General features: G+C 58.2%; 18 protein-coding genes and 1 pseudogene. 4 read left to right on the top strand and 15 right to left on the bottom strand.

Annotation, left to right across the window (positions count from 1 at the left end; translation table 11 throughout):
- Nucleotides 1-12: 12 nt before the first annotated feature.
- A complete protein-coding gene (locus ACM6I0_RS16440) occupies nt 13-1,413 on the top strand; it encodes an aminoacyl-tRNA deacylase and HDOD domain-containing protein (protein WP_414922823.1) in 1,401 nt (466 codons plus the stop codon).
- Between the two features lie 161 nt (nt 1,414-1,574).
- Here the strand turns inward: ACM6I0_RS16440 and ACM6I0_RS16435 are convergent.
- A pseudogene (locus ACM6I0_RS16435) lies at nt 1,575-1,766 on the bottom strand (helicase); the annotation flags it as partial.
- Between the two features lie 101 nt (nt 1,767-1,867).
- Between ACM6I0_RS16435 and ACM6I0_RS16430 the strand changes: the two are divergent.
- Entirely contained in the window at nt 1,868-2,125 is a 258-nt protein-coding gene (locus ACM6I0_RS16430; protein ID WP_222589033.1) for a hypothetical protein, read from the top strand.
- Nucleotides 2,122-2,886 carry a Fic/DOC family protein gene (locus ACM6I0_RS16425; protein ID WP_414922822.1) on the top strand — a complete coding sequence of 255 codons (765 nt, stop codon included), beginning with the start codon at nt 2,122-2,124 and terminating at the stop codon, nt 2,884-2,886. Before ACM6I0_RS16430 ends, ACM6I0_RS16425 begins: the two co-directional genes overlap by 4 nt.
- An 81-nt stretch (nt 2,887-2,967) precedes the next feature.
- On the opposite strand, the gene ACM6I0_RS16420 is transcribed toward ACM6I0_RS16425, so the two are convergent.
- Nucleotides 2,968-3,351: a helicase gene (locus ACM6I0_RS16420; RefSeq protein WP_222589035.1), complete on the bottom strand. Its 384-nt coding sequence runs from the start codon at nt 3,349-3,351 to the stop codon at nt 2,968-2,970.
- 412 nt (nt 3,352-3,763) lie between these two features.
- Between ACM6I0_RS16420 and ACM6I0_RS16415 the strand changes: the two genes are divergently transcribed.
- On the top strand, nt 3,764-4,144 hold the full coding sequence (locus ACM6I0_RS16415; protein WP_414922821.1) for a DUF6124 family protein: 381 nt from the start codon (nt 3,764-3,766) through the stop codon (nt 4,142-4,144).
- A gap of 50 nt (nt 4,145-4,194) precedes the next feature.
- On the opposite strand, the gene ACM6I0_RS16410 is transcribed toward ACM6I0_RS16415, so the two are convergent.
- The 13 genes from ACM6I0_RS16410 to ACM6I0_RS16350 all read right to left on the bottom strand — a co-directional run bounded on the left by ACM6I0_RS16410 (nt 4,195) and on the right by ACM6I0_RS16350 (nt 20,364).
- Nucleotides 4,195-6,825 (bottom strand): T6SS phospholipase effector Tle1-like catalytic domain-containing protein, encoded by a 2,631-nt coding sequence (locus tag ACM6I0_RS16410; protein ID WP_285431657.1) that lies wholly within the window; start codon nt 6,823-6,825, stop codon nt 4,195-4,197.
- On the bottom strand, nt 6,810-7,430 hold the full coding sequence (locus tag ACM6I0_RS16405) for a DUF3304 domain-containing protein (RefSeq protein WP_414922820.1): 621 nt from the start codon (nt 7,428-7,430) through the stop codon (nt 6,810-6,812). The genes ACM6I0_RS16410 and ACM6I0_RS16405 overlap by 16 nt, the downstream gene beginning before the upstream one ends.
- A gap of 79 nt (nt 7,431-7,509) precedes the next feature.
- The gene (locus tag ACM6I0_RS16400) at nt 7,510-8,001 is read right to left on the bottom strand and encodes a DUF3304 domain-containing protein (protein WP_414922819.1); all 492 of its coding nucleotides are present in this window, start codon (nt 7,999-8,001) and stop codon (nt 7,510-7,512) included.
- 74 nt (nt 8,002-8,075) lie between these two features.
- The gene (locus tag ACM6I0_RS16395; RefSeq protein ID WP_414922818.1) at nt 8,076-8,882 is read right to left on the bottom strand and encodes a DUF4123 domain-containing protein; all 807 of its coding nucleotides are present in this window, start codon (nt 8,880-8,882) and stop codon (nt 8,076-8,078) included.
- Between the two features lie 11 nt (nt 8,883-8,893).
- The gene (locus ACM6I0_RS16390; RefSeq protein WP_414922817.1) at nt 8,894-10,966 is read right to left on the bottom strand and encodes a type VI secretion system tip protein VgrG; all 2,073 of its coding nucleotides are present in this window, start codon (nt 10,964-10,966) and stop codon (nt 8,894-8,896) included.
- Between the two features lie 28 nt (nt 10,967-10,994).
- A complete protein-coding gene (locus ACM6I0_RS16385) occupies nt 10,995-12,011 on the bottom strand; it encodes a serine/threonine-protein kinase (protein WP_414922816.1) in 1,017 nt (338 codons plus the stop codon).
- Nucleotides 12,008-12,736 carry a PP2C family protein-serine/threonine phosphatase gene (locus ACM6I0_RS16380; RefSeq protein WP_414922815.1) on the bottom strand — a complete coding sequence of 243 codons (729 nt, stop codon included), beginning with the start codon at nt 12,734-12,736 and terminating at the stop codon, nt 12,008-12,010. Before ACM6I0_RS16380 ends, ACM6I0_RS16385 begins: the two co-directional genes overlap by 4 nt.
- On the bottom strand, nt 12,736-16,275 hold the full coding sequence (tssM, locus tag ACM6I0_RS16375) for a type VI secretion system membrane subunit TssM (protein WP_414922814.1): 3,540 nt from the start codon (nt 16,273-16,275) through the stop codon (nt 12,736-12,738). The genes ACM6I0_RS16380 and tssM overlap by 1 nt, the downstream gene beginning before the upstream one ends.
- A 13-nt stretch (nt 16,276-16,288) precedes the next feature.
- A complete protein-coding gene (gene icmH, locus ACM6I0_RS16370) occupies nt 16,289-17,164 on the bottom strand; it encodes a type IVB secretion system protein IcmH/DotU (protein ID WP_208670851.1) in 876 nt (291 codons plus the stop codon).
- A gap of 5 nt (nt 17,165-17,169) precedes the next feature.
- The gene (gene tssK / locus ACM6I0_RS16365) at nt 17,170-18,501 is read right to left on the bottom strand and encodes a type VI secretion system baseplate subunit TssK (RefSeq protein ID WP_285431644.1); all 1,332 of its coding nucleotides are present in this window, start codon (nt 18,499-18,501) and stop codon (nt 17,170-17,172) included.
- A 2-nt stretch (nt 18,502-18,503) separates the two neighbouring features.
- Nucleotides 18,504-19,004 carry a type VI secretion system lipoprotein TssJ gene (tssJ, locus tag ACM6I0_RS16360; protein ID WP_090177940.1) on the bottom strand — a complete coding sequence of 167 codons (501 nt, stop codon included), beginning with the start codon at nt 19,002-19,004 and terminating at the stop codon, nt 18,504-18,506.
- Nucleotides 19,005-19,009: 5 nt separating this feature from the next.
- Nucleotides 19,010-20,206 (bottom strand): type VI secretion system-associated FHA domain protein TagH, encoded by a 1,197-nt coding sequence (gene tagH, locus ACM6I0_RS16355; RefSeq protein WP_285431642.1) that lies wholly within the window; start codon nt 20,204-20,206, stop codon nt 19,010-19,012.
- Between the two features lie 17 nt (nt 20,207-20,223).
- A complete protein-coding gene (locus tag ACM6I0_RS16350; RefSeq protein WP_007894589.1) occupies nt 20,224-20,364 on the bottom strand; it encodes a hypothetical protein in 141 nt (46 codons plus the stop codon).
- Nucleotides 20,365-20,445: the final 81 nt, after the last annotated feature.

Here is a 20,445-nt window from a genome sequence, read left to right as displayed (position 1 = left end):
CGGATACAGACCATGACTGAAGCTGCCCTCGCCCCGGAACCCCTGCACGCTCCGTCTGTTATTCGGCTGCTGCTGGGCAAAATGGGCATTGCCTACGAAGAAGTTCTCGACCACCACGGTCTGAACCCCGCGCGTAAAGTGCAGGCGGTGCTGGTGGACGACGCGGTCGGCGCCTTGATGGTGCTGTTCCCACAAAGCCAATTGCTGGACCTTAATCGCCTCGCCGAACTGACGGGCCGACGCCTCACTGCCGTGCCCACCGAACGCCTGGTCAAAATGCTCGGCAAACACAACCTGAGCCTGCTGCCCGGCCTGCCGGCGCTGACCAGCTCGCCATGCCTGTACGAAGAAAGCCTGCTGCGCGAACCGAAGCTGCTGATCAACTCGGGCGAACCAGGCGTACTGCTGGAAATCACCAGCGAAGACTTCAAGAGAATGCTGACCAAGGCCAGCGCCGCCAACTTCGGCGAGAACCTGACCCGCATCCGCCCCAACCTCGACCGCCCCGACGATGACCGCGAGGAAATCACCCAGGCCGTCCAGGCGTTCACCGCGCGACGTATCCAGCAACGCCTGGAAGCCACCATCGAAATTCCGCCGCTGGCCGAGACCGCGCAGAAAATCATCAAACTGCGCGTCGACCCCAACGCCACCATCGACGACATCACCGGCGTCGTTGAAACCGACCCAGCGCTGGCCGCCCAAGTCGTCAGCTGGGCCGCATCGCCGTACTACGCCTCGCCGGGCAAGATTCGTTCAGTGGAAGACGCCATCGTGCGCGTGCTGGGTTTCGACCTGGTGATCAACCTCGCGCTGGGCCTGGCCTTGGGAAAAACCCTGAGTCTGCCCAAAGACCACCCGCAACAAACCACGCCGTACTGGCAGCAATCGATCTACACCGCCGCCGTCATCGAAGGCCTGACCCGCGCCATGCCCCGCGCCCAGCGCCCGGAAGCCGGCCTGACCTACCTCGCCGGCCTGTTGCACAACTTCGGCTACTTGCTGCTGGCGCACGTCTTCCCGCCGCACTTCTCGCTGATCTGCCGCCACCTGGAAGTCAACCCGCATCTGTGCCACAGCTATGTCGAGCAACACCTGCTCGGCATCAGCCGCGAACAGATCGGCTCCTGGCTGATGCGCTACTGGGACATGCCCGAAGAGCTGGCTGCCGCGCTGCGCTTCCAGCATGACCCGGGCTACGACGGTGACTACGCCGAATACCCAAACCTCGTGTGCCTGGCCGTGCGCTTGTTGCGTAGTCGCGGGATTGGCTCGGGGCCCGACGAGGACATCCCTGACGCATTGCTGGAGCGCCTTGGACTGAGTCGCGACAAAGCCAACGACGTCGTCAGCAAAGTGCTTGAGGCTGAAGTGCTGCTGCGCGAACTGGCTTCGCAGTTCACTCAGAGCTAAAAGCAATCGCGAGCAAGCTCGCTCCCACAGGGATCACCTAAATCCTGTGGGAGCGGGCTTGCCCGCAATAAATCCAACTCGGTCTTTCAGCTTTAGATCGTTCCCACGCTCTGCGTGGGAATGCATCCCGTGACGCTCCGCGTCACCCCCTCACACGAAACTCAAGCCTTAGCCTTGCGCGGCTTAAAATACTTGGTCAATCCCTGAAACCAGATCACCAGCGCCGGATTCCCCTTGATCTGAATCGACTTGTCCTGAATCCCCGTCATAAACGCCAGTTGCTTGTTCTTCGCCTGCATCGTGGCGAAGCCATACGCTGCGTCCTTGAACGCAATCGCAAACGCCGGCTCGGTGATATGGAAGGCACACTTTTCATCTGATCGTTGGCTATGAGCCAGCGAGGACAATAGGCAGGCGCCCTGCTATGATTTGACGGCAAATAGAGGGCTTTCCGATGACCCAATCAGCTGCTGTCAGTGTTGCAAGCCAAGTCCGTAAGCTTGCGAAAGAAAACAAGGTCACCGCCGAACGTGATGGCATGAGTCGTATGGCCGTGAGCATTACCCGTTTGGCTGGCGACGTCGTCGAGCTAGATGGCATCGAGCAGTTGCTCGTCAATCTCAAGAGAAAAGGCGTTCTGAGCAAAGCTGAAATCCTGGCGCTCCAAGGGCGTTATCTTCAGGAAAGGCGTGCACAGAAACGTAGCGCATGACTTTTGATCCGTTCGGCGACTTTGAAGCTGCTGGATATCTTCAAAACTCGCTGCAACTGAAAGATCCCACTGAAGTAAAAGAATCAGAGCATCTTTCGTTCGAATTGAGTATCGAAGAAGCGCTTGCCTATTTAGCCAAGAAAAAGCCCATCGATTACAAGACTGTACTCAAAGTTCACGAAATCCTGTTCTCCGGCTTCTATCACTGGGCAGGAAAAGACCGGAACGAGCTTGTCCCTCATCTGGCAGTCTTCAAGGGCTCCCTCGACGATCCCCGCAGCACCGTTTTCGAGCGCCCGGACTCCATCAAAATGTCTGTCGACTATGCGCTTAAGCTAGCCGCTGACAAGAAACGCTTCAGAGACCACCCCGGCGGGGTGATGGGTCAGCTGGCTTTCGCACACCCATTCCTGGACGGCAATGGGCGCACGATTCTATTAGTCTTCATGGAACTCTGTTATCGCGCCGAGTTCGCCATCGACTGGTCAAGGACGAGCAAAGACGACTACCTGCGGGCACTCAGCGCCGAGATACGAGAGCCTCGCGAGAGGCATCTCGATAATTACCTCAACCCGTTCGTAGTCGATATATCCAGTCGTGACGAGTGGCCAGAGACCATCGGTGGTATCAGAGGCCTGGATGGCCTGGACAAGGAAGACATCACCTACGAGAACCTGGACAACCCGCAAGTCCAGCAAATCTACAAGTCATACCGAGGCCAGCCACTTGGCGCCCGCAAGCCTCATGAGTCGAGTGGCTGAAGAGGCTCCACAGGGGATCACCTAAACCCTGTGGGAGCGAGCCTGCTCGCGATGAATCCAACCCGATCTACCTGAAAGACTTCATACCTTGGCTTTAGCCTTGCGCGGCTTCAAATACTTGGTCAGTCCCTGAAACCAGATCACCAGCGCCGGATTCCCCTTGATCTGAATCGACTTGTCCTGAATCCCCGTCATGAACGCCAGTTGCTTGTTCTTCGCCTGCATCGTGGCAAAGCCATACGCCGCATCTTTGAACGCAATCGCAAACGCCGGCTCGGCATACACGCCCGACTTGCTGGTAATACGCTGATCCTTCACAAAGAAATGTCGAGCCACTTTCCCGTCCAGGGTCTGTAGCTGGAACACCAATTCCTTGTCACCCAACTGCTGCTGAAACGCAGGATTAGTCCGACTGGCCTTACCCATCAACAAACCCAGCATCCACAGAAGAAAACGAAATTTCATGCGCACAGCCTCAAGAGAAAAGTGAACGGCCGGCGCAGTGTAGCGGCTTCAAGCGAGAACGCCACTGTTGTGCAGTGATAGAAGAAGATGCCGTAGTTTTTGACGCTGATGACTACCAAGTCATTGTCGAAATACTTTCACCTGATCGTTCCAACGCTCCGCGTGGGAATGCATCCCGTGACGCTCCGCGTCACACCATCCACTGCAAATGCTCCCGACGAAACGCGCCTCACACCCTTCCGTCTTGCGACCCACAAACCTCTCGGACATTTCCTTCAAAAAGAAGGGCTGTTCATGAACTAGGCGATTCTTGGCTTTACCGATAACCTTTTGTTCGTCACCGCAAAACGGTGACACGGATGTGCAAGTCCGTAACCGGGAGAGTATTTATTAACTCCGAGGATTTACACCTATGACCACTTCAAAAGCTAACCCACCAGAACACGAAGACACATCCCCCTACGAATCCAGCGATTCGAAGAAATTCCACGAAGCCGCCGAACGCGCCCTCGACCACCACTTCGCCCCATCAAGCGAAAAACCCAAGCCTCGTAAAGGCAACCTCTTCGCCGTCTCCCCCAACATAGACACCGAAGCCCTCCTGGCCAACGCCTCGGAAGACCTGCTGTCCATCAGCGCCATCGCCGTTAACCTGGCGGACGATGTTGACGGCGCACGACGCTCCTTAGCCTTGGCGCTAAGCAGATTGGCGGATGGGGTTCGGTTGTTGGTGGAGCGAGCGCTGGATCACATTGATTCGCCGAATCCGGCGGAGCACCGGGCGAAGGTGTAGCCCACAAAAAAGGGCGGCTCATTCAGAGTCGCCCTTTTATCGTTTTGCAATTACACGTTCTTTTCAGACGACTTCAAGTTACCGGCCTGATCGGCCACCAAGTCGAGCCAGCCGCCGGGCTTGTCCTCATCGTTAGCCGCTTTCGCCACCATACTGGCCAAAGCACCAGCGTCCTTCTTGCGAGCCGCTTCCACTGCTTCAAGCGCCTGATGGGCTACCAGGATTTTCTGCAGGGCCGGGGTGTTAGCGGTGGCTGCAGTCAACGGCTTCAGCGGTGGCAAGGCTGCGACTTTGGCGACCATGTCTCCAGGCTCTTTAGTGAACTCTCGTAACGAGTTGAGGCTATCGAGCATTGGCAGTGCAATCCCGGTCAGCGGATCGAAGGCACTGATTTGCGGCAACTCTGAAATACCCACGCCTACTTTGCCGCTGAGCACTGGAAGTGCTAACGACGGCAAGAAAAGACCCAACAGCATGCGAGGGTCTTTTTTCTTGATGCTCAGGCCGACACTGGCGACAGCAATACCGAGTCCAATCACTCGACCCGCTGTGGCTACCAGAGACAATTGTTTGTTCGACTCATTATCGAAATGCACCAGACGAATACGGAAATAATCCGTAAAGGGTTCGCGGGGCACAACGCCGGAAGTGTTCATAAACCAAGCACGAGAGTCGTGAACCTGATCATCGAAGAGTGCTACGAGTTCTTCCTGACCTGTTCTCGGTTTGTTCGGTGAGCTGAACATTTTTTCGTAACTAGCCGTCCCTTCTTTGTAAAGGTACGCATACTCCTCGGCTTCGTCTTCTTCGTTGATCAGATACACCGTACCGCCAAGCAACATATCGATAACGGCCACATCCGTATGACCGTCGCCCACCAGGCCCCACTCTCTTCGATAATCATGACGGAATTCCGCCGCCGCACCGAGCAACTGCCGGTGGTCTAGTGGTGGCTCGAACGCCTTTTCCCAACGCGCATTTTCATACTTGTCTTTGCCGACAATTTGAATATTCAGTTGGTGCTCTTTTTCCTGCGCCTCTGTGTATGTTGGCGCTGGCTTGCCCTGTGCAGCCGCAGTAGTTTCAGCATTGTGGCGTTTTTCGAGATCCTCCCAAGCATCAATCTTGGCCTGTGGCATATCCGGAGCGGCATTCTTCAAGAACGATTGTTTTTCCACACCGCCAGCATATCGATCAATTCGCCAGCCAGTGATTAGAGAGTGCTCACGCTTCATCATTTCTTCTAACGGACCACTTTGGCCTTGCGCTTGCCATGCATTGAATCGATTGATGAGAGTTTCCGAGACTGAAAATTCAAGTTCAACCGCCGAACTCATCGCTCGCCATTTCTCGTGAACCCCTTGCTTCACTGCTGTTTCGGGCACCAATAATGGTGCACCAGCCATGAATGCTTCTGCGTACATGTGCTGTAAAGCTATTTGCGATAACACGTGATCCGAGCCGGCAGTGGCCTTACCCTGATCATTCGGAGAGTAGCCCCCGCCCACGTCCGAGTGAACACCTGGATAGATGTATTCAATCGTTCCTTTCCGATAACCTGAAGCTTTACATTTATCACGGTTACCATCAGGCGATTTGGGTCGCCGTCTGATTGAATCCAGAGGAAAGCTTGCTCTCTGTTCATGTCCAGAAACCAGATGAACGCAGCGCTTTAGAAAAGAACAGTCATCGGGCAAGGCCGTGTTTTGGCAAACGGATGCAGCCTCATCAGGTAACCGCATGGTGCCATCAGCCCAGTCCATATGCCCCGCGGCAAATGGAGCACTGTCGGCAAGACCAACTGCCGCAACGGTATCAAATACACCTAGAAAGTTTACGGAAATCGGCAATCCTGCAAAGCGATATTCAACTTCACCACCCTCACCTTGACAACGAACCAGTGTCTGCAGCCAATTGACGAAAGTCCTTGCTTCGGCGGCCCCCCGCGAGAAGCCATAGACATAGAGCCGCATAGCCAATATGTATGGTTTTTCCTCGGAATCGACTTTCTGTTTTATCTTGTTCTCCAGCTTTTGGATTTCTGGACGCAACGTGGCTTCACGTTTTTTTTCACCATCCTCTAAAAGACCTGCACTAAAAACATTTCCAAGCCAATTAGTTGCCATGCCTTTCAGCAAAGCTTTCGTCGCATTGATATCTAGCCTGTCCTCTCCTAAATTTTGTTGCAACGCATCAAGCAATCTCGTAAGAGCCCAGTTGATACGGTTTTCGCCACCACTTGCTGCAATAAGACCATTTTGATTTGGAATATATTCATCGACATCAGGAAAAACTGTACCCACGCCGGGACAGTAATATTTTTGGAACCCTTCCTCCTCCATATCGGGGGTCGACCCTAAACTTGCGAGAAAAAGGCGAGCAATATTACTCCGACAATTAGGTGTTGATGAACTGTCTGCTTGATCGTTATTATTTGTGCCATCAAAAGCTAGCGTAACATGTAACGTTTTGCAGCAGGGCACTCCACTATCTGCTTGCCCCTTAGCGAGGGCAAGCTTACGCTGCTTATTTCCGAATTTGGTTTCGTCTTTTTTTTGTTGTTGAATATTCTTCGACAACTGACCTGGTTCATTTGGAAGCCGTCGCATCAGGGGAAACTTTGGTGCCACCAAAGCACTCTCCGGAGAAGGAGCTTCGGCCCCTATCAATGATTCGAACATGAAGCCGGCTCCTTAACTTGAAAGTAAGCTTTATCTGGGTAATTTGGGTTTCCGGGTGTAAAGCAGGTTGTAGACACCTTCACTTTATCACAGGGAAGAAAGTGAACCTGTAATGCACAAACCTTCTCAGCGTACTTAGGAATTTCTACCGTAGCTGTATGGTGAGAATAACCAGCAGAATGGCGAACTGCAGACTCTTTTACAATTTGGCCGTACTGATCACGCTTAAGTTTTTCGTATGGATTTGGATCCTTGTCCCATTCGATAATAGCTCTAATACCCGGAGCCCACTGAACAGGAAGTACGCCGCAGCAAACCTCACCTCCCCCTTGATTTGCTGGAATACTAGGACCACCTGCACCATTGATACTAAATCGTATAATTTCTGCTGCGGTATGGTTATAACCAGTAATAGGTGCAGACACCATTTCTGGGCCAGCGTTACAAGCGCTTACGCAGATCACACTTACTGACAGGACTAATAATCTTCCGCTTATCTTATGGCTAATATTTTTTTGCCCTAAGCGCAGTTTTTGCATAAGCACCTTTAGCATCAATACGGTGCAACAGCTCAACTTCTTAACATCATCAACTATTACTGACATACCTTCGGCTCCTCCATGTTCATCGGGTAGTTGTAGGATAGGCAAGACATATAGTTTTTTTGCAAAGAGTCACACTTGATCAAATAGCCGAACATGTCATCGACTCCTTGATTTGGAAATAGGCTTTATCGGGATAATCCGGGTGCCCGGGGGTAAAGCAAGTGGTTGACACCCTTACTTGATCACAAGGAAGAAAGTGAACTTGCAAAGCACACAACCCCTTAGCGTATGCAGGGATGTCAACCGTCGCTGCATGATGAGAATAACCAGCAGCGTGACGAACAGCAGCCTCTTCTATAATTTGGCCGTTTTGATCACGCTCGAGTTTTTCGTATGGGTTTGGATCTTTGTCCCACTCAACAATTGCTCTGAGGCCTGAATTCCATTGAACAGGAAGTATGCTGCAACAAACTTGAGCCTCTCCGCCTTGATACGGAGGAATGTGCGGTCCACCGGAACCGTTAATGGTGAATCGAATAATGCTGACTGATGTGTGATTGAAGCCCGTTACAGGTGTTGACACCATTTCAGGGCCTGCATGGCAACCGCTCAATACCACCAAAACCAACATAACCCCCGCACACCTCCACCCAGCAGACAATGTCCTCCCGACAAGTGCTAATAATTCAGGATCTCGGGTGAAATTCAAATCAACGCCCTCACCGGCTCATCAATCACAAACGGCGAGTTCTCCACCAGCCACTGTTCAATAAACGGCTCCCGTTCCTCCGGCTCTTTTAACCCCTTCTGATTCGCCGCCAATTGGCTTCTGTACAAATGACGAATAAGGCTCTCATTGCGGCTCAAGCCATAGTTCTGTGGCACTGCGCAGCGATCAACCCGGTAAGCATCAGCCTCTGTCCAGGCCAGCAGGTTGGCCACTTGCGGGTGGTCGAACATGACGGGGCCGCTGGCCGGTGCCGGTGCGTGGCGCACGTAGTTGCCGGGCAGGCTTTGTGGGTGTTGGTCGCGGTCGAGCCAGTGCCAGGAAATCACGGCGGCGTGGAAGGCGTTGCTTTGCGTCGGAGTCAGGGTTTCGGCGACCGGTAGCAGCATGCGCGGGTCGTAGTAACGCAAAACGCCTTCGGACCGGCCTTGGTTCCATTGCGCCTGGAGGAAGCCTCGCAGATGATCGGCCAGCGCTTCGAATGCCCAAGGGCTGAACAGTGCGACGACGTGTTTGTTGCAGTCGATGGCGCTGATGAAGGTTTTCAGCCAGGGCCGTTGGGCGTTGTCTACGCGCAGCAGTAGGGGGCCGAAATCGGCGATGGCAACTTCCGGGGTGTTTTCGAACAGCTTGGCCAGTTTGGCCGCGTCGGGTCGTTCCGCCAGTTCTTGCAGCAGTGGGTAGTCGAGGCTGGTGGCGTCGATCAATAGGTCGAGGTGCTGATGTTGCAGTTGCTGGGCGTTGACCCATAACTCGTCGAGCCAGTGCACGTTGCTTGTGTACATAAAGTCGTCCTTTATCTCGCGGCCAGGGCTTGGGCGTTACGTTTGGCCCGGGCCAGGCATTCCTTGCAGACTGGCGGTGGTGGCATCGGCATCGGCGCATTGCCCAGCGCCTGAGGCGGTACCGCGCCGGCGATGTCTGAATCCGCAGCGCCCGGCAGACGCGGCGGTTTAATCCCAATCCCCGTCCCACTCCCCGCCGAACCACCCGCATTGATCTTCACCACCGGCCCAACAACCGTCACCCCACCGGCATCCAGCTTGATAAAGCTCCCTCCCCCCAAAATGGTGAGCTCACTACCAGCCTCAATAACAATCTTCGCCCCAGCCTTCAGATGAATCTCTTTCCCAACGCTCGTCAGCTGCGCAGTCCCCAGCTTCACATGCTGGTTCTGCCCAATCGTCAGGTGATCATCCATGCGCGCTTCAGTCTTGCGGTCGGCGATGGTGGTGCGGTGTTCTTCGGCTTTCAGTTCGGTGTAGGTGTTCTTGACCACTGTGTCGTGGCGTTCGTTACCTACTCGGATCTTCTGATCATGCTCAATGTTTTCATCCCAATCCCGCTGGGCATGGATGAAGATCTGCTCGGCGCCTTTCTTGTCTTCAATGCGCAGTTCGTTGAACCCGCCGCCCCCCGGGGAGCTGAGGGTTTTGAAGACGGTGCGAGTCTTGTTCGCCGGCAGTTCGTAGGGAACCTGGTTTTCCTTGTGGTACAGGCAACCGGTCACCAGCGGTTGGTCGGGGTCGCCTTCGAGGAAGGTGACGAGCACTTCCATGCCGATGCGCGGGATGACGATAGCGCCATAGCGATCCCCCGCCCAACTCGAAGAGACGCGCATCCAGCAGCTGGTTTTGTCGTCCGCCAACCCTTCGCGGTCCCAGTGGAACTGCACTTTGATGCGGCCGTATTGGTCGCAGTGGATTTCTTCGCCCTTGGGGCCGGTGACCATGGCGGTCTGGCTGCCGAGGACGCGGGGTTTGGGGTGTTGCAGCGCCGGGCGGTAGAACACGTTCCACGGGGTGGCGAGGAAGCGGTTGCGGTAGCCCTGGTGGAAGTCGTCTTTGTTGTCAGTGGTGTCGCTGGTCACGGACTCTTCGAGGACTTGCGGTTGTTTGCCTTCGTGGACGATTTCGGTGAGCAGCCAGAGGTCGTTCCACTCGGTGCGCGGGTGGTCGGACATTTCCAGGAAGTGGCCGCTGACGAGGGTGGTCTGGTCGCCACGGCCTTCGGCTTGCTGGTAGTCGGCGCGGTGGCGTTCGAGGGCGCGCTGGCTGAGGAATTTGCCGCGCGCGCGGTCGAGGAAGCGGCCGGGGTAGTCGTAATCTTCGAGGTCTGGCTCGGTGCTTTCGCCGTCGGGTTTATAGCCGGCTTCGAGTTGCAGGCGTGGTTTTTCGAAGTCGTAGTCGCGGCGGGTGACGCGGCCGGTTCGGGTTTCCAGGCGCAGTTTGAAGCCTTTGATCACTGGCTCGTCGGCGACCATGCCGCTGCCTTGGACGTAGGCGGTGGGCTGCCCGAGTTTAGGAAACACGGTCTGGTCATCGCCGAATACCAAAAGATGACCTTTGGAATTGTGCTGAAAGTGGTAATGAATGCCTTCCTCTTCACACAGGCGCTGGACGAAATGCAGGTCGGTTTCGTCGTATTGCACGCAGTAGTCGCGGTCCGGGCAGGGCTGGCTCAACTGGAATTTGTAGGCGTTGCCCTTGATGCCGTGCTCATCGAGGATCAGCGCGATGATTTTCGGCGCGGACATCTGCTGATAGATGCGCTGGTTGGTGCGGTGATGCAGGTATTGCAGTTGCGGCACCAGGGAAATTTTGTAGCGGGTCAGGCGCTTGCCAGCATCGCCTTGGGCGACGCGGTAGATTTGGCCGTGGATGCCGCTGCCTTTCGGGTCGAATGCGAGGAACGCCTGCTTGTGCAGGAGCTTTTCCAGGTCCAGGTCGGGGTTTTCGCTGACCAGTTCCAGGTCGAAGCGATACGGCTGGCTGATGCCTTCGGTGCCGTTGAACGACAGCACTTGCAGGTCGCCGGCATAGTCTTCGACTGTGAGGCTGAAATGCGTTTCGTTAGCTGAGTTGAACATTGCTTGCTCCCTGTTCGGTAGTCATCCGTTACGCCCGCAGTCGAAGGCGTTGCAGCAAAGACGAAGTGGCGCCCATGGCGTCACGCAATTGAGCGGCGGTGATGGTGCGCTTGGCCGCATCGAAAGCCAGCGCCGTTCGCAGGGCTGGCCAGCAGTGTTTCGGAAGATTGCGCGGTGCGTGCAGCTCGCGGTCGAGTTGACCGTCGCGGGCCTCGACCGACGACATGCGGCGGAAGGGGTGTTTGCCGCCCGCCAGTTCGTAGAGCACGCAGGCCACGCCATACACGTCGGCGCTGGCCGTCAGCGGTTGGCCTTCAAGCAGTTCCGGGGCGGCGTAGCCCGGGGTCCAGGCGTTGAAGCGGTCGCGACTCAGGTGCGGCAGGCCGGGCAGGATGCCCTCTTCGGCCTGGCCCAGGCCAAAGTCGAACAGGCGCACGCCGTCTTCGCTGAGCATCACGTTGCTCGGTTTCATGTCACCGTGCAGCACGCCGCGCGCGTGGGCGTAGGCCAGCGCGTCGAGCAGCGGCAGCGCGATGTCGAGCAGTTCTTTCCACGGCAGGCCCAGGGGCCGCTCGCAGAGGAGTTTGTCCAGGGTCAGCCCACGCATGAGTTCCATGGTGATGAAGGCACGCTGGCAGTCGGTGTCCACTTCAAAGCTGTGCAAGCGCAGCACGTTGTCGTGGCGCAGGCGCCGGATCAGGGCGAACTCGCTGTAGAGCAAGGCGCTGGCATCCGGCGATTCGGCAAATTCTTCGCTGAGGATTTTCAGCGCGATGTAAGGGTCGGGATCGCCGAACTGTTCGCTCAGCAAGTCTCGTGCGCGGTAAACCGCGCCCATGCCACCGGCACCGAGCAGACGCTCGATGCGGTAACGGCCCGCAAGCACGTTGGGCATTTCGCCGATGCTGGCCTTGGTTGGCGCCAGCGCGGGTTCGGCGTTGTGCGGCTTGTCGTTCAGAGACTTGGCGAACGCAAAATAAGTCAGGTTACTGTCTTGCTCTTCGCTCACCAGCAGGTCGTCGAGCGGCGGCATGAGTTCAGTCATTGGCGGATCACCACGGCAGTCAGGTTGTCCCGCGCCGAGCCACGCAGAGCGCCGTCGAACAGACGCTCCAGCGCAACATGCGGCGCGGTCAGGCTCAGGGCGTTGCCCAGGGCATCGCTGCTGAGCCCTTGGTACAAACCGTCGCTGCACAACAGGAACGTATCGCCGGGATAAACCTCGAGTTCGAGCACGTCCAGCGTCAACACATCGGCCGCGCCGACCGCGCGGGTCAGCGCATGGGCGGAAGGATGCGCACGGGCGTCTTCGAGGCTCATCCGTTTCTCGTCCATGAGTTGCTGTTGCAGCGAATGGTCCTTGGACAGCTGATACAAACGCTGGCCGCGCCACAGGTAGCAACGGCTGTCGCCGGCCCAGATGCAGGCCGCGCGATTGCCTTCCACCAGCAGCGCCACCACGGTGCTGCCCATGATGCTGTCGTGGCGCCCGGCGGTGACGGTCAACTCCTGGCCCAAGCGGCGGTTGAGCCAGTGCAGGCACTGGCGAATGCCTTTGAGTCGTTCGTCGAAGCCGTCCTGCACCGGCAATTCCGCCAGGCTGGCAACGATCAACTGGCTGGCGATGTCGCCTCCCTGATGACCGCCCATGCCGTCCGCGACCACCCACAGTCCCTGCTGTGGACAGTCGAGAAAAGCATCTTCGTTGCGCGCCCGAACCTTGCCGGCATCGGTACGCGCAGCGCTGCGCCAGGGACTGGCAACCAGCATCAGAGCTGCACCGGCATACGGAAGGTACGCAGCACACCCATGTCGAACGGGTTCGGCGTGCGCTGGCTGCTGAGCAGGTAATTGGCGCGCAGGCCGCCCACGTCCGCCTTGAGCACCATCACGTCGCGACCGTTCAGGTATTCGGTCTGCATCAGGTCGAACAAGCGGAACAGCGACCAAGGGCCCGTGTTCTTCTCGATGCCGATCGGGCGGCCGGCCATTTTGTCGAGGACCAGGCTGGTGCGACCGTCTTCAGCGTCGGTCGGCCATTTGAACGATACAGGCACGATCGGGCCGTGACGGTATTCGATGGTCTTGTCGCCAAACTTGAACTCGGAACGGCTGACAGCGGGGTCGAGGGTGTACGGCTCCAGCTTGAACTGCACTTGTGGCTCGGCCGGGTTGACCGAGAAGAAGCTCTGGCGAATCACTTGGGCCGCGGCCATCTGGTCGAGGTAGACCTTGGAGATCGGCATGCTGTGACCGTCAATGCTGCGCAGGCGGTAGTTGCCCGGATCGCCACTGACGAACGGACGCATGTAGGTCTCGAAGAAGCGATCGTTGATGCCCTGCGCCTTGAAGAACTCGCGGAAGTCGCTGATCGCAACGTCGCTGGTGCTGTGGGCGCTGAACGGATAACGCTTGTTGATCGCCTTGCCGTAGAAGCTGTACAGCTCGCTCTGATAACGCTGATTCAGGTACTGGTAGGAATCGTTGAGCACCAGACGCCAGGTGTCTTCAGCCAGCACGTTGAACCAGACGCTGACCGGACGCGGCAGACGATTGGAGGCATTGCGCAAGTTGCTCAGCGCATCACGCTGGCCGCTCATGCGGGTCTTGGCCATTTCGAACGCGGCCTGATCCGGCGAGCTGGCACGCGCCAGACTCGCCAGTTGCAGTTGCAGGTCGTTGAGCGCTGCGAGTGCCGGGGTCAAATCAGCGGCCGGGCCGTTATTGTCGTCCAGCAAACGGTGCAGCGGTTCGAAGCGACGTTGCAGGGATTTCTTCGCGGTGTCCGGCAGGTTTTTGATCGCCGCCATTTCCGAGGCCTGACCCGCTGCGGCAGACGCCAGTTTGCCGAGCTTGCCCAACTTGCCTTTCTGGTCTGCCAGCGCTGCAGCGGCATCCGCCGCTTGTTCAACCGGTTCGGCTTCAGCCGGGAAACGGGTGTTCTCGCGCACTTCCACCAGCAGTTGCAGCACTGGGGAATTGGCCGAGGTCAGGCCCGCCAATTGCTCGGCGCCCTCGCCCGCGTCGTTGATCGGAGGCAAGGCCACTTGGCCCACCGCTTCACTCCAGAAGTTGGCGTAGTCGCGGAAGTACAGTTGCTCGAGTTCGACCATCAGGCGACGCAAGTCCATGCCGCTGATGCCCGAGCCTTCGCCCAGCACCCAGTTGTCGCGCAGGATGTCGCTGACCAGCGCACTGCCCTGGATCGAGAAATACTGCTGGTAACCCTGTTGGGTGTAGAAACCCGGGATCAAGTAATCGGTGCCGACAAACAGCGAAGCCTGTGGCCCGATGTGTTGGCTCAAACGGTATTCCGGCAGGTTACGGGCCTGCTCGCGCAGCATCCGGTAAACCACGTTGGCCAGCGACTCGCTGCGCAGCACTTGGCGCGCTTGGGCCACGAGTTGATCGTTCAGCGGATAAATAAACGGCTGCTTGAGCAAACGCTCGAAGTGCGTGTTCAAACCGTTCTGCACCGCGGTGTTGCCGGCGTAACGCTGGGACCATTCGGTGGCGACCCAATCCTTGAGCCACGGACCGTCGCGGCGATCCTTCATGTTCAGCATCAGGTACGCGCGCAGGCTGTTGAGCAGGCGTTCGCGGTCATTCATGTTGGCCCGGATCTGCCCTTCCAGCAGCGTTGCGACCTTCGGCAGCAGTTGCGCTTCAAGCTCTCGCTCGTAGGCGTCCTTGACCACCGGATTGACCTCTTCGCCCTGATACAGACCACCGCGCTCGTGATACGACACGTCACCCTTTTTCGGGAAAACCTGGGTCGCCGCGTAGCTGCTGTCGAGGGGTTTGAGCACCGCCATGGAGTCATCACGCGCGGTCAGCGCCGAACGTTGTTGAGTCCAACTGGTGGCCAGGCTGCGCAGGTTTTCCAAGCGCTCGTAGTTGGCGGAGAAACCGCCCGCCCACAACATGCCGAACAGCGCCAATGCCGCCAGCGCGCCCACGTACAGCGCACGTTGGCCCCAATGGATGCGGCTGCGTTCGCGCTTGTCCAGACCGGCCAGATCGGCCTCGGGAAAAATCACTCGGCTGAGCAAATGGTGAATGAATCGCGAACGGCCGCTGCGCAAGGTCGGCAGCACGCCGGCGTTCATGCCCAGATTGGCGCCGATGCCAGCGGTGGTCTGGTCCATTTCCTGGTTCAGGTGCGGTGCGCTGGTCAGGTAGAAACCGCGCAACTGGCTGACACGCTGGTAGCGGTTGCCGGTGAACGCCATGTCGACGAACAGGCACAGGCGCTCACCGATCTGCCCCAGTTGATGCGGGAAGTCGAGGATGCGGCCACGGCGCTGGGTGTCGCGCTCCTGGTGCATGCGCATGATCACCTGGCTGTTCAGGCGACGCAGCAGCTCTTCGAACTCCGCGCGCAGGACAGCGACATCGGTGCCGCTCTGCTCTTTGCGGAAGCTGGTGCCGAGCACCTGATCGCTTTCTTCGCGGGTCAGCTGATCAAAGAACTCGTCGAAACCGAGCAGCTTGTCGGCCTTGCTCAATACCAGGTAAACCGGCACATCGACGTGCAGTTTCTGATGCACGTCCTGCAAGCGAGCACGCACCTGGCGCGCCAAGGTGTCGAGGTCCTGTTCGGTGTTGCCCAGCAGCATTTCCACCGGGATAGTCACCAGCACGCCGTTCAACGGACGGTTGCGGCGACGCTTGCGCAGCAGGTCGAGCAAAGTGCTCCAGGCGCTGCCATCGACTTCGGAATCCGGCTGGGTCAGGTAGCGCCCTGCGGTGTCGATCAGCACACCGTGATCAGCGAAATACCAGTCGCAATGGCGAGTGCCGAGGGTGTCGCGGGTCAGTTTGCGGTCGATCTTGTTGATCGGAAACTCAAGGCCCGAGAAGTCCAGCAAACTGGTCTTGCCGCTGCCCTGTGGGCCGATCAGCAAGTACCACGGCAAGTCATTGCGCCAGCGCTCGCTGCGACCGCGATACAGGCTCGACGTCTTCAGGGTTTTCAACGCATCCTTGAAGCGCACGCGAAGCTCTTTCTGCTCCTCGTCGATCAGCTCTTCACGACGGATGCGGTCCTGGCCGTCTTCGGTGTCTTCGAGAGCTTTTTTACGCACACCGGCGCGCCAGCTGACGAAGACCATGGTCAGACCCCAGATCAGGAACAGCACACTGATGGTCAGCAGGCGGGAGGTCGACCCTTCCCAGAATTTGTAGTCATCAACGGCCAGCAGCGGCCCGACGAACCACACCAGCAGCGCCAGAAACAGCACCACCAGCAAGGTCCAGACCCAGGTCTTGCGCAAGAATGCGCCGACTTTCTTGAAAAACTTTTTCATCACACGTCCCTGTTTACGGCTGCGACTGCGGCTGGACCGCGGCCGGATCTAGCTGCTGAAAAGGTTGCAGAACGGTTTCGCGTTGTTCGCCCAACACCCAGGCGAAACCCGAATACATCACCACCAGGCAGACCACGGTGAACAGCACTACCATCCACGCCGGCACGATACGCACCAGGCTGCGGCGCTGATCGTTCAAGCCTTCCCAATGCGGCGAAAGCTCGCGCGGCACGTCGCCGCGCAGCTGACGAATCTGGCGATACAAGGCGTCGCGGATGCCTTCAAGTTCGAGCATGCCGCGCGCTTGCACGCGGTACTTGCCTTCGAAACCGAGGGACAGGCACAGGTACATCAGCTCCAGCATCGGCAGGTGCTTGACCGGGTTTTTCGACAGGCGATCCAGCAGCTGGAAAAACTTCTCGCCGCCGAAGGTTTCGTTGTGAAAGCTGCTGAGCAGGCTCATCTGCGACCACTCGCTTTCGTTGCCCCACGGCGTGGTCACGACGGCTTCGTCGACCACGGTGCAGAGCACGTAACGCGCGGCCATCACCTGGCTGCTTTCGGCGCCGTTGTGCAGGGCGCGGACTTCAAACAGTTTCAGCCCGGAAGTCAGTCGCTCGTTGAGCGCGTACATGTCTTCGCGGGTGTCGCTGTGCTTGAGCCGTACCACTTCCGACAACAGGTCGGAGGCGGCGGCCACCAGCGAATTGAGGCTGATGTTGAACGCTTCGGCCGGACGCAGGCGCGCGGCGTAGATCATCCGTTCTTCGAGCTGTTCGAAGCGCGGCGGTGCGGCGAAATCTGTCAGCGGACTCTGCGCCGGGCCGTGGCCCTGGCGGTCGAGCAGGACGGTTTTGTCGTCCTGGTTATGTTCCATGTCCTTGATCATGTCGGTCAGTTCCTGATGGCCCAGAATTTCAGTTCAAGCTCGGCAAATTCGCCGGACACGTGGAACGCGAAGCCGCCGGAGCGCTCCAGCTGTGCCAGGTCTTCGGAACTGAGTTCGAGAATGAAATAGGTTTTGTTGGAGTGGAACGCGATCTGCCGCGGGGCCACCGGCAACGGTTTGACCTTGATGCCCGGCAGGTGCAGGTTGACCAGTTGGCGGATGCGCTCCACCGGGCCGACCTTGAGGTGCGCCGGCAAGCGGTGGCGCAGTTCTTCAGAATCGCAGTTGGCACTGGCAGCGAGCACGAACGAGGCCGAGCCCAGCAGTTTGTGGTCGTGCAACGGCGAAACGATGATCCCGTACTGGCGCGCTTGCAGGACCAGTTCGATGGCGTGCTGTTCGAGCACCATCGACAGCACCTGACGAATCGCTTCCATCAGTTTGCGGAAGCTCGCGCCCTGGTCGCTGTGCTGGTAACGGCTGTCCAGGCGCGGGCGTTTGGTGTCGCTGGAGAACGTCGCCAGATCGCCCAGCATGGTCAGCAGCGTGCGGTACAACTCTTCCGGGTGAACCTGCTCCAGACCGAGGTAGTGACGCAGCAGCATTTCGGTGCGGTTGATCAGTTGCAGCATCATGAAGTCGCCGACTTCGGCGCCACCGACCTTGCCGTTGGAACGAATCCGTTCGGCAATGGTGTCGCCCCGGTGGCCGAGCATGCTGATCACTTCTTTCAGGCACGACAGCAGGTAGCTGGAGGCATGTGCCTGAATGTAGGTCGGCACAAAGTCAGGGTCGAGGCTGATCACGCCATCGGGCGTGGTGTCGAGCACTTCGCAGACCTTGAGTTTCACGTAGGCCTGATCGCTTTGCTGTTCGCCGAGCAACAGTTTGAAGTCCGGGCGACCGCAGCTGACCTGACTGGCGGAATCGTCGCCGGCATTGGAGTCCGCGACTTCCACTTCATACGCGGTGTAGCGCGCCAGCACGTCAGATTGCTCCGGGCGACGGGCTTCGATGTGGTTGCCGGTGACCAGTGGCAGCGCCAGGTAAATCGGCGTGTGACCGGTGTTCGGCGGTACGTCCAGCGCCAGCGGCTCGGTGTTGCCGCCGAGTTCGAACAGGCTGCCGTCCGGCAGAATCCCCGAGGCCTGGCTGATCACCAGTTTGCCCATGTTGAGGAACTGCAAATCGATTTCCAGATTGAGAAAACCCCAGGTGTAGCTGCCCAGCAACTGGGTGAGGGTCTTCATCTGGTGTTCGTAATAGCGGTCGTTATGCTGGAAGTGCTGCGGACGCAGCAGCATGCCTTCCTGCCAAATGACTTTATGGGAATTCATGATCAGTCATCCGCCTTGGCGAGCTTTTCGTTGCTGTTGCGGATGCCGGCCTGGTCAAGGGTCAAATCAGCGTCGGTGACTTCCACCGGGGTCACTTGCACCGTGTAGCGCCACTTGGTTTCCGGCAGGTCGCGGTAAGCGGCGAGGATGCCGACGTAGCGACTGCCCTCCTCCACGCTGAGTTTCATTTCCACGGTTTCGCCCGGGCGCAGTTCGATTTCTTCGCTGGCCACCAGGTCCGGGGCCAGGGATTCCTTGGCGCGCTCGTACAGGCTGAAGAAGTCGGCGTTCTCGAAGGTCACCGGGTGCTTGAGTTCGAACAGACGCACGACAATCGGTGACGGACGCCCGTTGAGGTCCGGGTTCAACTGATCGCTGGCGGTGAGTTTGAGGTTGAGCTTGGTGACGTGAGAGTACGGCGACAGCGACGAGCAGCCGGCCAGCAGCACCAGGGCCGCGAACGCCGTCAGCGTCTTGAAAAAAGCGGTCGAGCAGCGAGACATGCGCATCATCCTTGGTGGTCGGTGTGAAGGGTGGAAATCAGGCGAATCTGTTCTTCGTAAGCCTGAGCAAAGTCGCGGGCCAGCAGGCGCTCGCTCCAGTCGTCGTCCTGACGCAGGGCCTGGTGATAACGACCGTAGGCTCTCCAGCGGCTGCCGGAGGTGGCCAGCAACGGCTTGTTGTCGCGCTCGAAACGCAAGGTCAATTGCTGTGGCGAGAAGTGTTCCAGCGTGCCGCGAACCGCGGCGCGGCTGGCGGTCAGCAACGCCACTTGATGCGCCTGCAAATCGCGGAATGCGCGGGAGATCGCTTGCTCGGCCGGCAACTGCCCCGGCTTGTTCGGCTGCAACAAGATGCCCAGCGCTTCACCGGCATCGACGGCGAACTTCAACGGGTTCTTTTGCGTGCCTTGCACGGTGGTCTGGGCCAGGCGCAGCTCGTTTTTCAGTTCGCTGCGGGTGCGCAGGCTCTGCTGCAAACCGCCGACGCTTTGCTTGAGCAAACGGGCAGCGTTCAGCGCCAGGGCTTCGCGGGCGTCGTGGTCGAGGCCTTTGAGGTCCACGCCCAGCGCCGCGCCGAAGTGCTCCCAGAAACCTTCGCTCTGACGCTCGACCGGTTTAGGTGGTGGCGCGGGCGCTGGCTCGGCCGGGGCGTTGATCAGCTCCGGGACCAGCAGGCTTTCCATGTCGATGCGTGCATAGTCGGCGCGCTGACGGGTGTCCTGTGGCGCGTTGTTTGGCGAGATCAGCTCATCGATTTCAGAGTACACGCGCTCTTGCTGATCGAGGGCGTTCAGCGGGTCGAGATCGAGGAACGCGTCATCCGGAATAATGCTGCCCGCCGCTTGCGGACGGCCGACTTCCACGTCGAAGGTCGCCGGGTCACGCACCAGCCGCGCACGAATCTCGAAATCACCCAGCACGTAGACGCTGCCGTGTTCGATGCGCATGGCTTCGCCCTTGCGCAGGCGTGCGCCGCTTTCGCTGTCCTGGATACCGTTGCTGCTGGTATCGGTCAGGAAAAAGGTACCTTCGCGGTAGCTGATCAACGCGTGGTGGTTGGACAGGTGACGCTTGCGGTCGGGAATGATCCAGTCGCAATCCTCGCCACGACCGATCACGCCACCGGCCTGCTTGAAGGTCTTCTGGCACAAATCCGTGGGCACGAACTGCTTGGTGTTGAGCATTTCGAAAACCAGTTCCATGGTGATACTCCTTGCGGTCACTTGCCGCGATTGACCGCCTGCGGATCACCCAATGGGCGATAGGTGTTGTCGTTGTATTTGTAATTGCCGCTACAGCCGCCGAGGCCGCATAGAACGACGAGGGTCAGCAGGACGGCTTGCCAGTGACGAACAGGCATCAGAGGGTCTCCAGGGATAGACAAAGCACAAAGCGCCGACCCGTTTGGGCGGCGCTGTTAAAAGCGGTTGAGGTGAAATCG

Origin of the sequence: Pseudomonas sp. IT-P294 (genome assembly GCF_949767865.1) — a bacterium.
GTDB lineage: Bacteria > Pseudomonadota > Gammaproteobacteria > Pseudomonadales > Pseudomonadaceae > Aquipseudomonas.
The sequence above is the reverse complement of the archived record's forward strand: the minus strand, read 5'-3'. Positions and strand labels throughout refer to the sequence as shown.

What these genes read in the sequence shown, in the direction of transcription:
- tssK (WP_285431644.1), bottom strand. Translation starts at nt 18,501, where the DNA reads ATGAATTCCCATAAAGTCATTTGGCAGGAAGGCATGCTGCTGCGTCCG.
- ACM6I0_RS16410 (WP_285431657.1), bottom strand. Translation starts at nt 6,825, where the DNA reads ATGTTCGAATCATTGATAGGGGCCGAAGCTCCTTCTCCGGAGAGTGCT.
- tssJ (WP_090177940.1), bottom strand. Translation starts at nt 19,004, where the DNA reads ATGTCTCGCTGCTCGACCGCTTTTTTCAAGACGCTGACGGCGTTCGCG.
- ACM6I0_RS16440 (WP_414922823.1), top strand. Translation starts at nt 13, where the DNA reads ATGACTGAAGCTGCCCTCGCCCCGGAACCCCTGCACGCTCCGTCTGTT.
- ACM6I0_RS16420 (WP_222589035.1), bottom strand. Translation starts at nt 3,351, where the DNA reads ATGAAATTTCGTTTTCTTCTGTGGATGCTGGGTTTGTTGATGGGTAAG.
- ACM6I0_RS16390 (WP_414922817.1), bottom strand. Translation starts at nt 10,966, where the DNA reads ATGTTCAACTCAGCTAACGAAACGCATTTCAGCCTCACAGTCGAAGAC.
- icmH (WP_208670851.1), bottom strand. Translation starts at nt 17,164, where the DNA reads ATGATCAAGGACATGGAACATAACCAGGACGACAAAACCGTCCTGCTC.
- ACM6I0_RS16415 (WP_414922821.1), top strand. Translation starts at nt 3,764, where the DNA reads ATGACCACTTCAAAAGCTAACCCACCAGAACACGAAGACACATCCCCC.
- ACM6I0_RS16385 (WP_414922816.1), bottom strand. Translation starts at nt 12,011, where the DNA reads ATGACTGAACTCATGCCGCCGCTCGACGACCTGCTGGTGAGCGAAGAG.
- ACM6I0_RS16400 (WP_414922819.1), bottom strand. Translation starts at nt 8,001, where the DNA reads ATGTTGGTTTTGGTGGTATTGAGCGGTTGCCATGCAGGCCCTGAAATG.
- ACM6I0_RS16350 (WP_007894589.1), bottom strand. Translation starts at nt 20,364, where the DNA reads ATGCCTGTTCGTCACTGGCAAGCCGTCCTGCTGACCCTCGTCGTTCTA.
- ACM6I0_RS16430 (WP_222589033.1), top strand. Translation starts at nt 1,868, where the DNA reads ATGACCCAATCAGCTGCTGTCAGTGTTGCAAGCCAAGTCCGTAAGCTT.
- ACM6I0_RS16395 (WP_414922818.1), bottom strand. Translation starts at nt 8,882, where the DNA reads ATGTACACAAGCAACGTGCACTGGCTCGACGAGTTATGGGTCAACGCC.
- ACM6I0_RS16425 (WP_414922822.1), top strand. Translation starts at nt 2,122, where the DNA reads ATGACTTTTGATCCGTTCGGCGACTTTGAAGCTGCTGGATATCTTCAA.
- tssM (WP_414922814.1), bottom strand. Translation starts at nt 16,275, where the DNA reads ATGAAAAAGTTTTTCAAGAAAGTCGGCGCATTCTTGCGCAAGACCTGG.
- ACM6I0_RS16405 (WP_414922820.1), bottom strand. Translation starts at nt 7,430, where the DNA reads ATGTCAGTAATAGTTGATGATGTTAAGAAGTTGAGCTGTTGCACCGTA.
- ACM6I0_RS16380 (WP_414922815.1), bottom strand. Translation starts at nt 12,736, where the DNA reads ATGCTGGTTGCCAGTCCCTGGCGCAGCGCTGCGCGTACCGATGCCGGC.
- tagH (WP_285431642.1), bottom strand. Translation starts at nt 20,206, where the DNA reads ATGGAACTGGTTTTCGAAATGCTCAACACCAAGCAGTTCGTGCCCACG.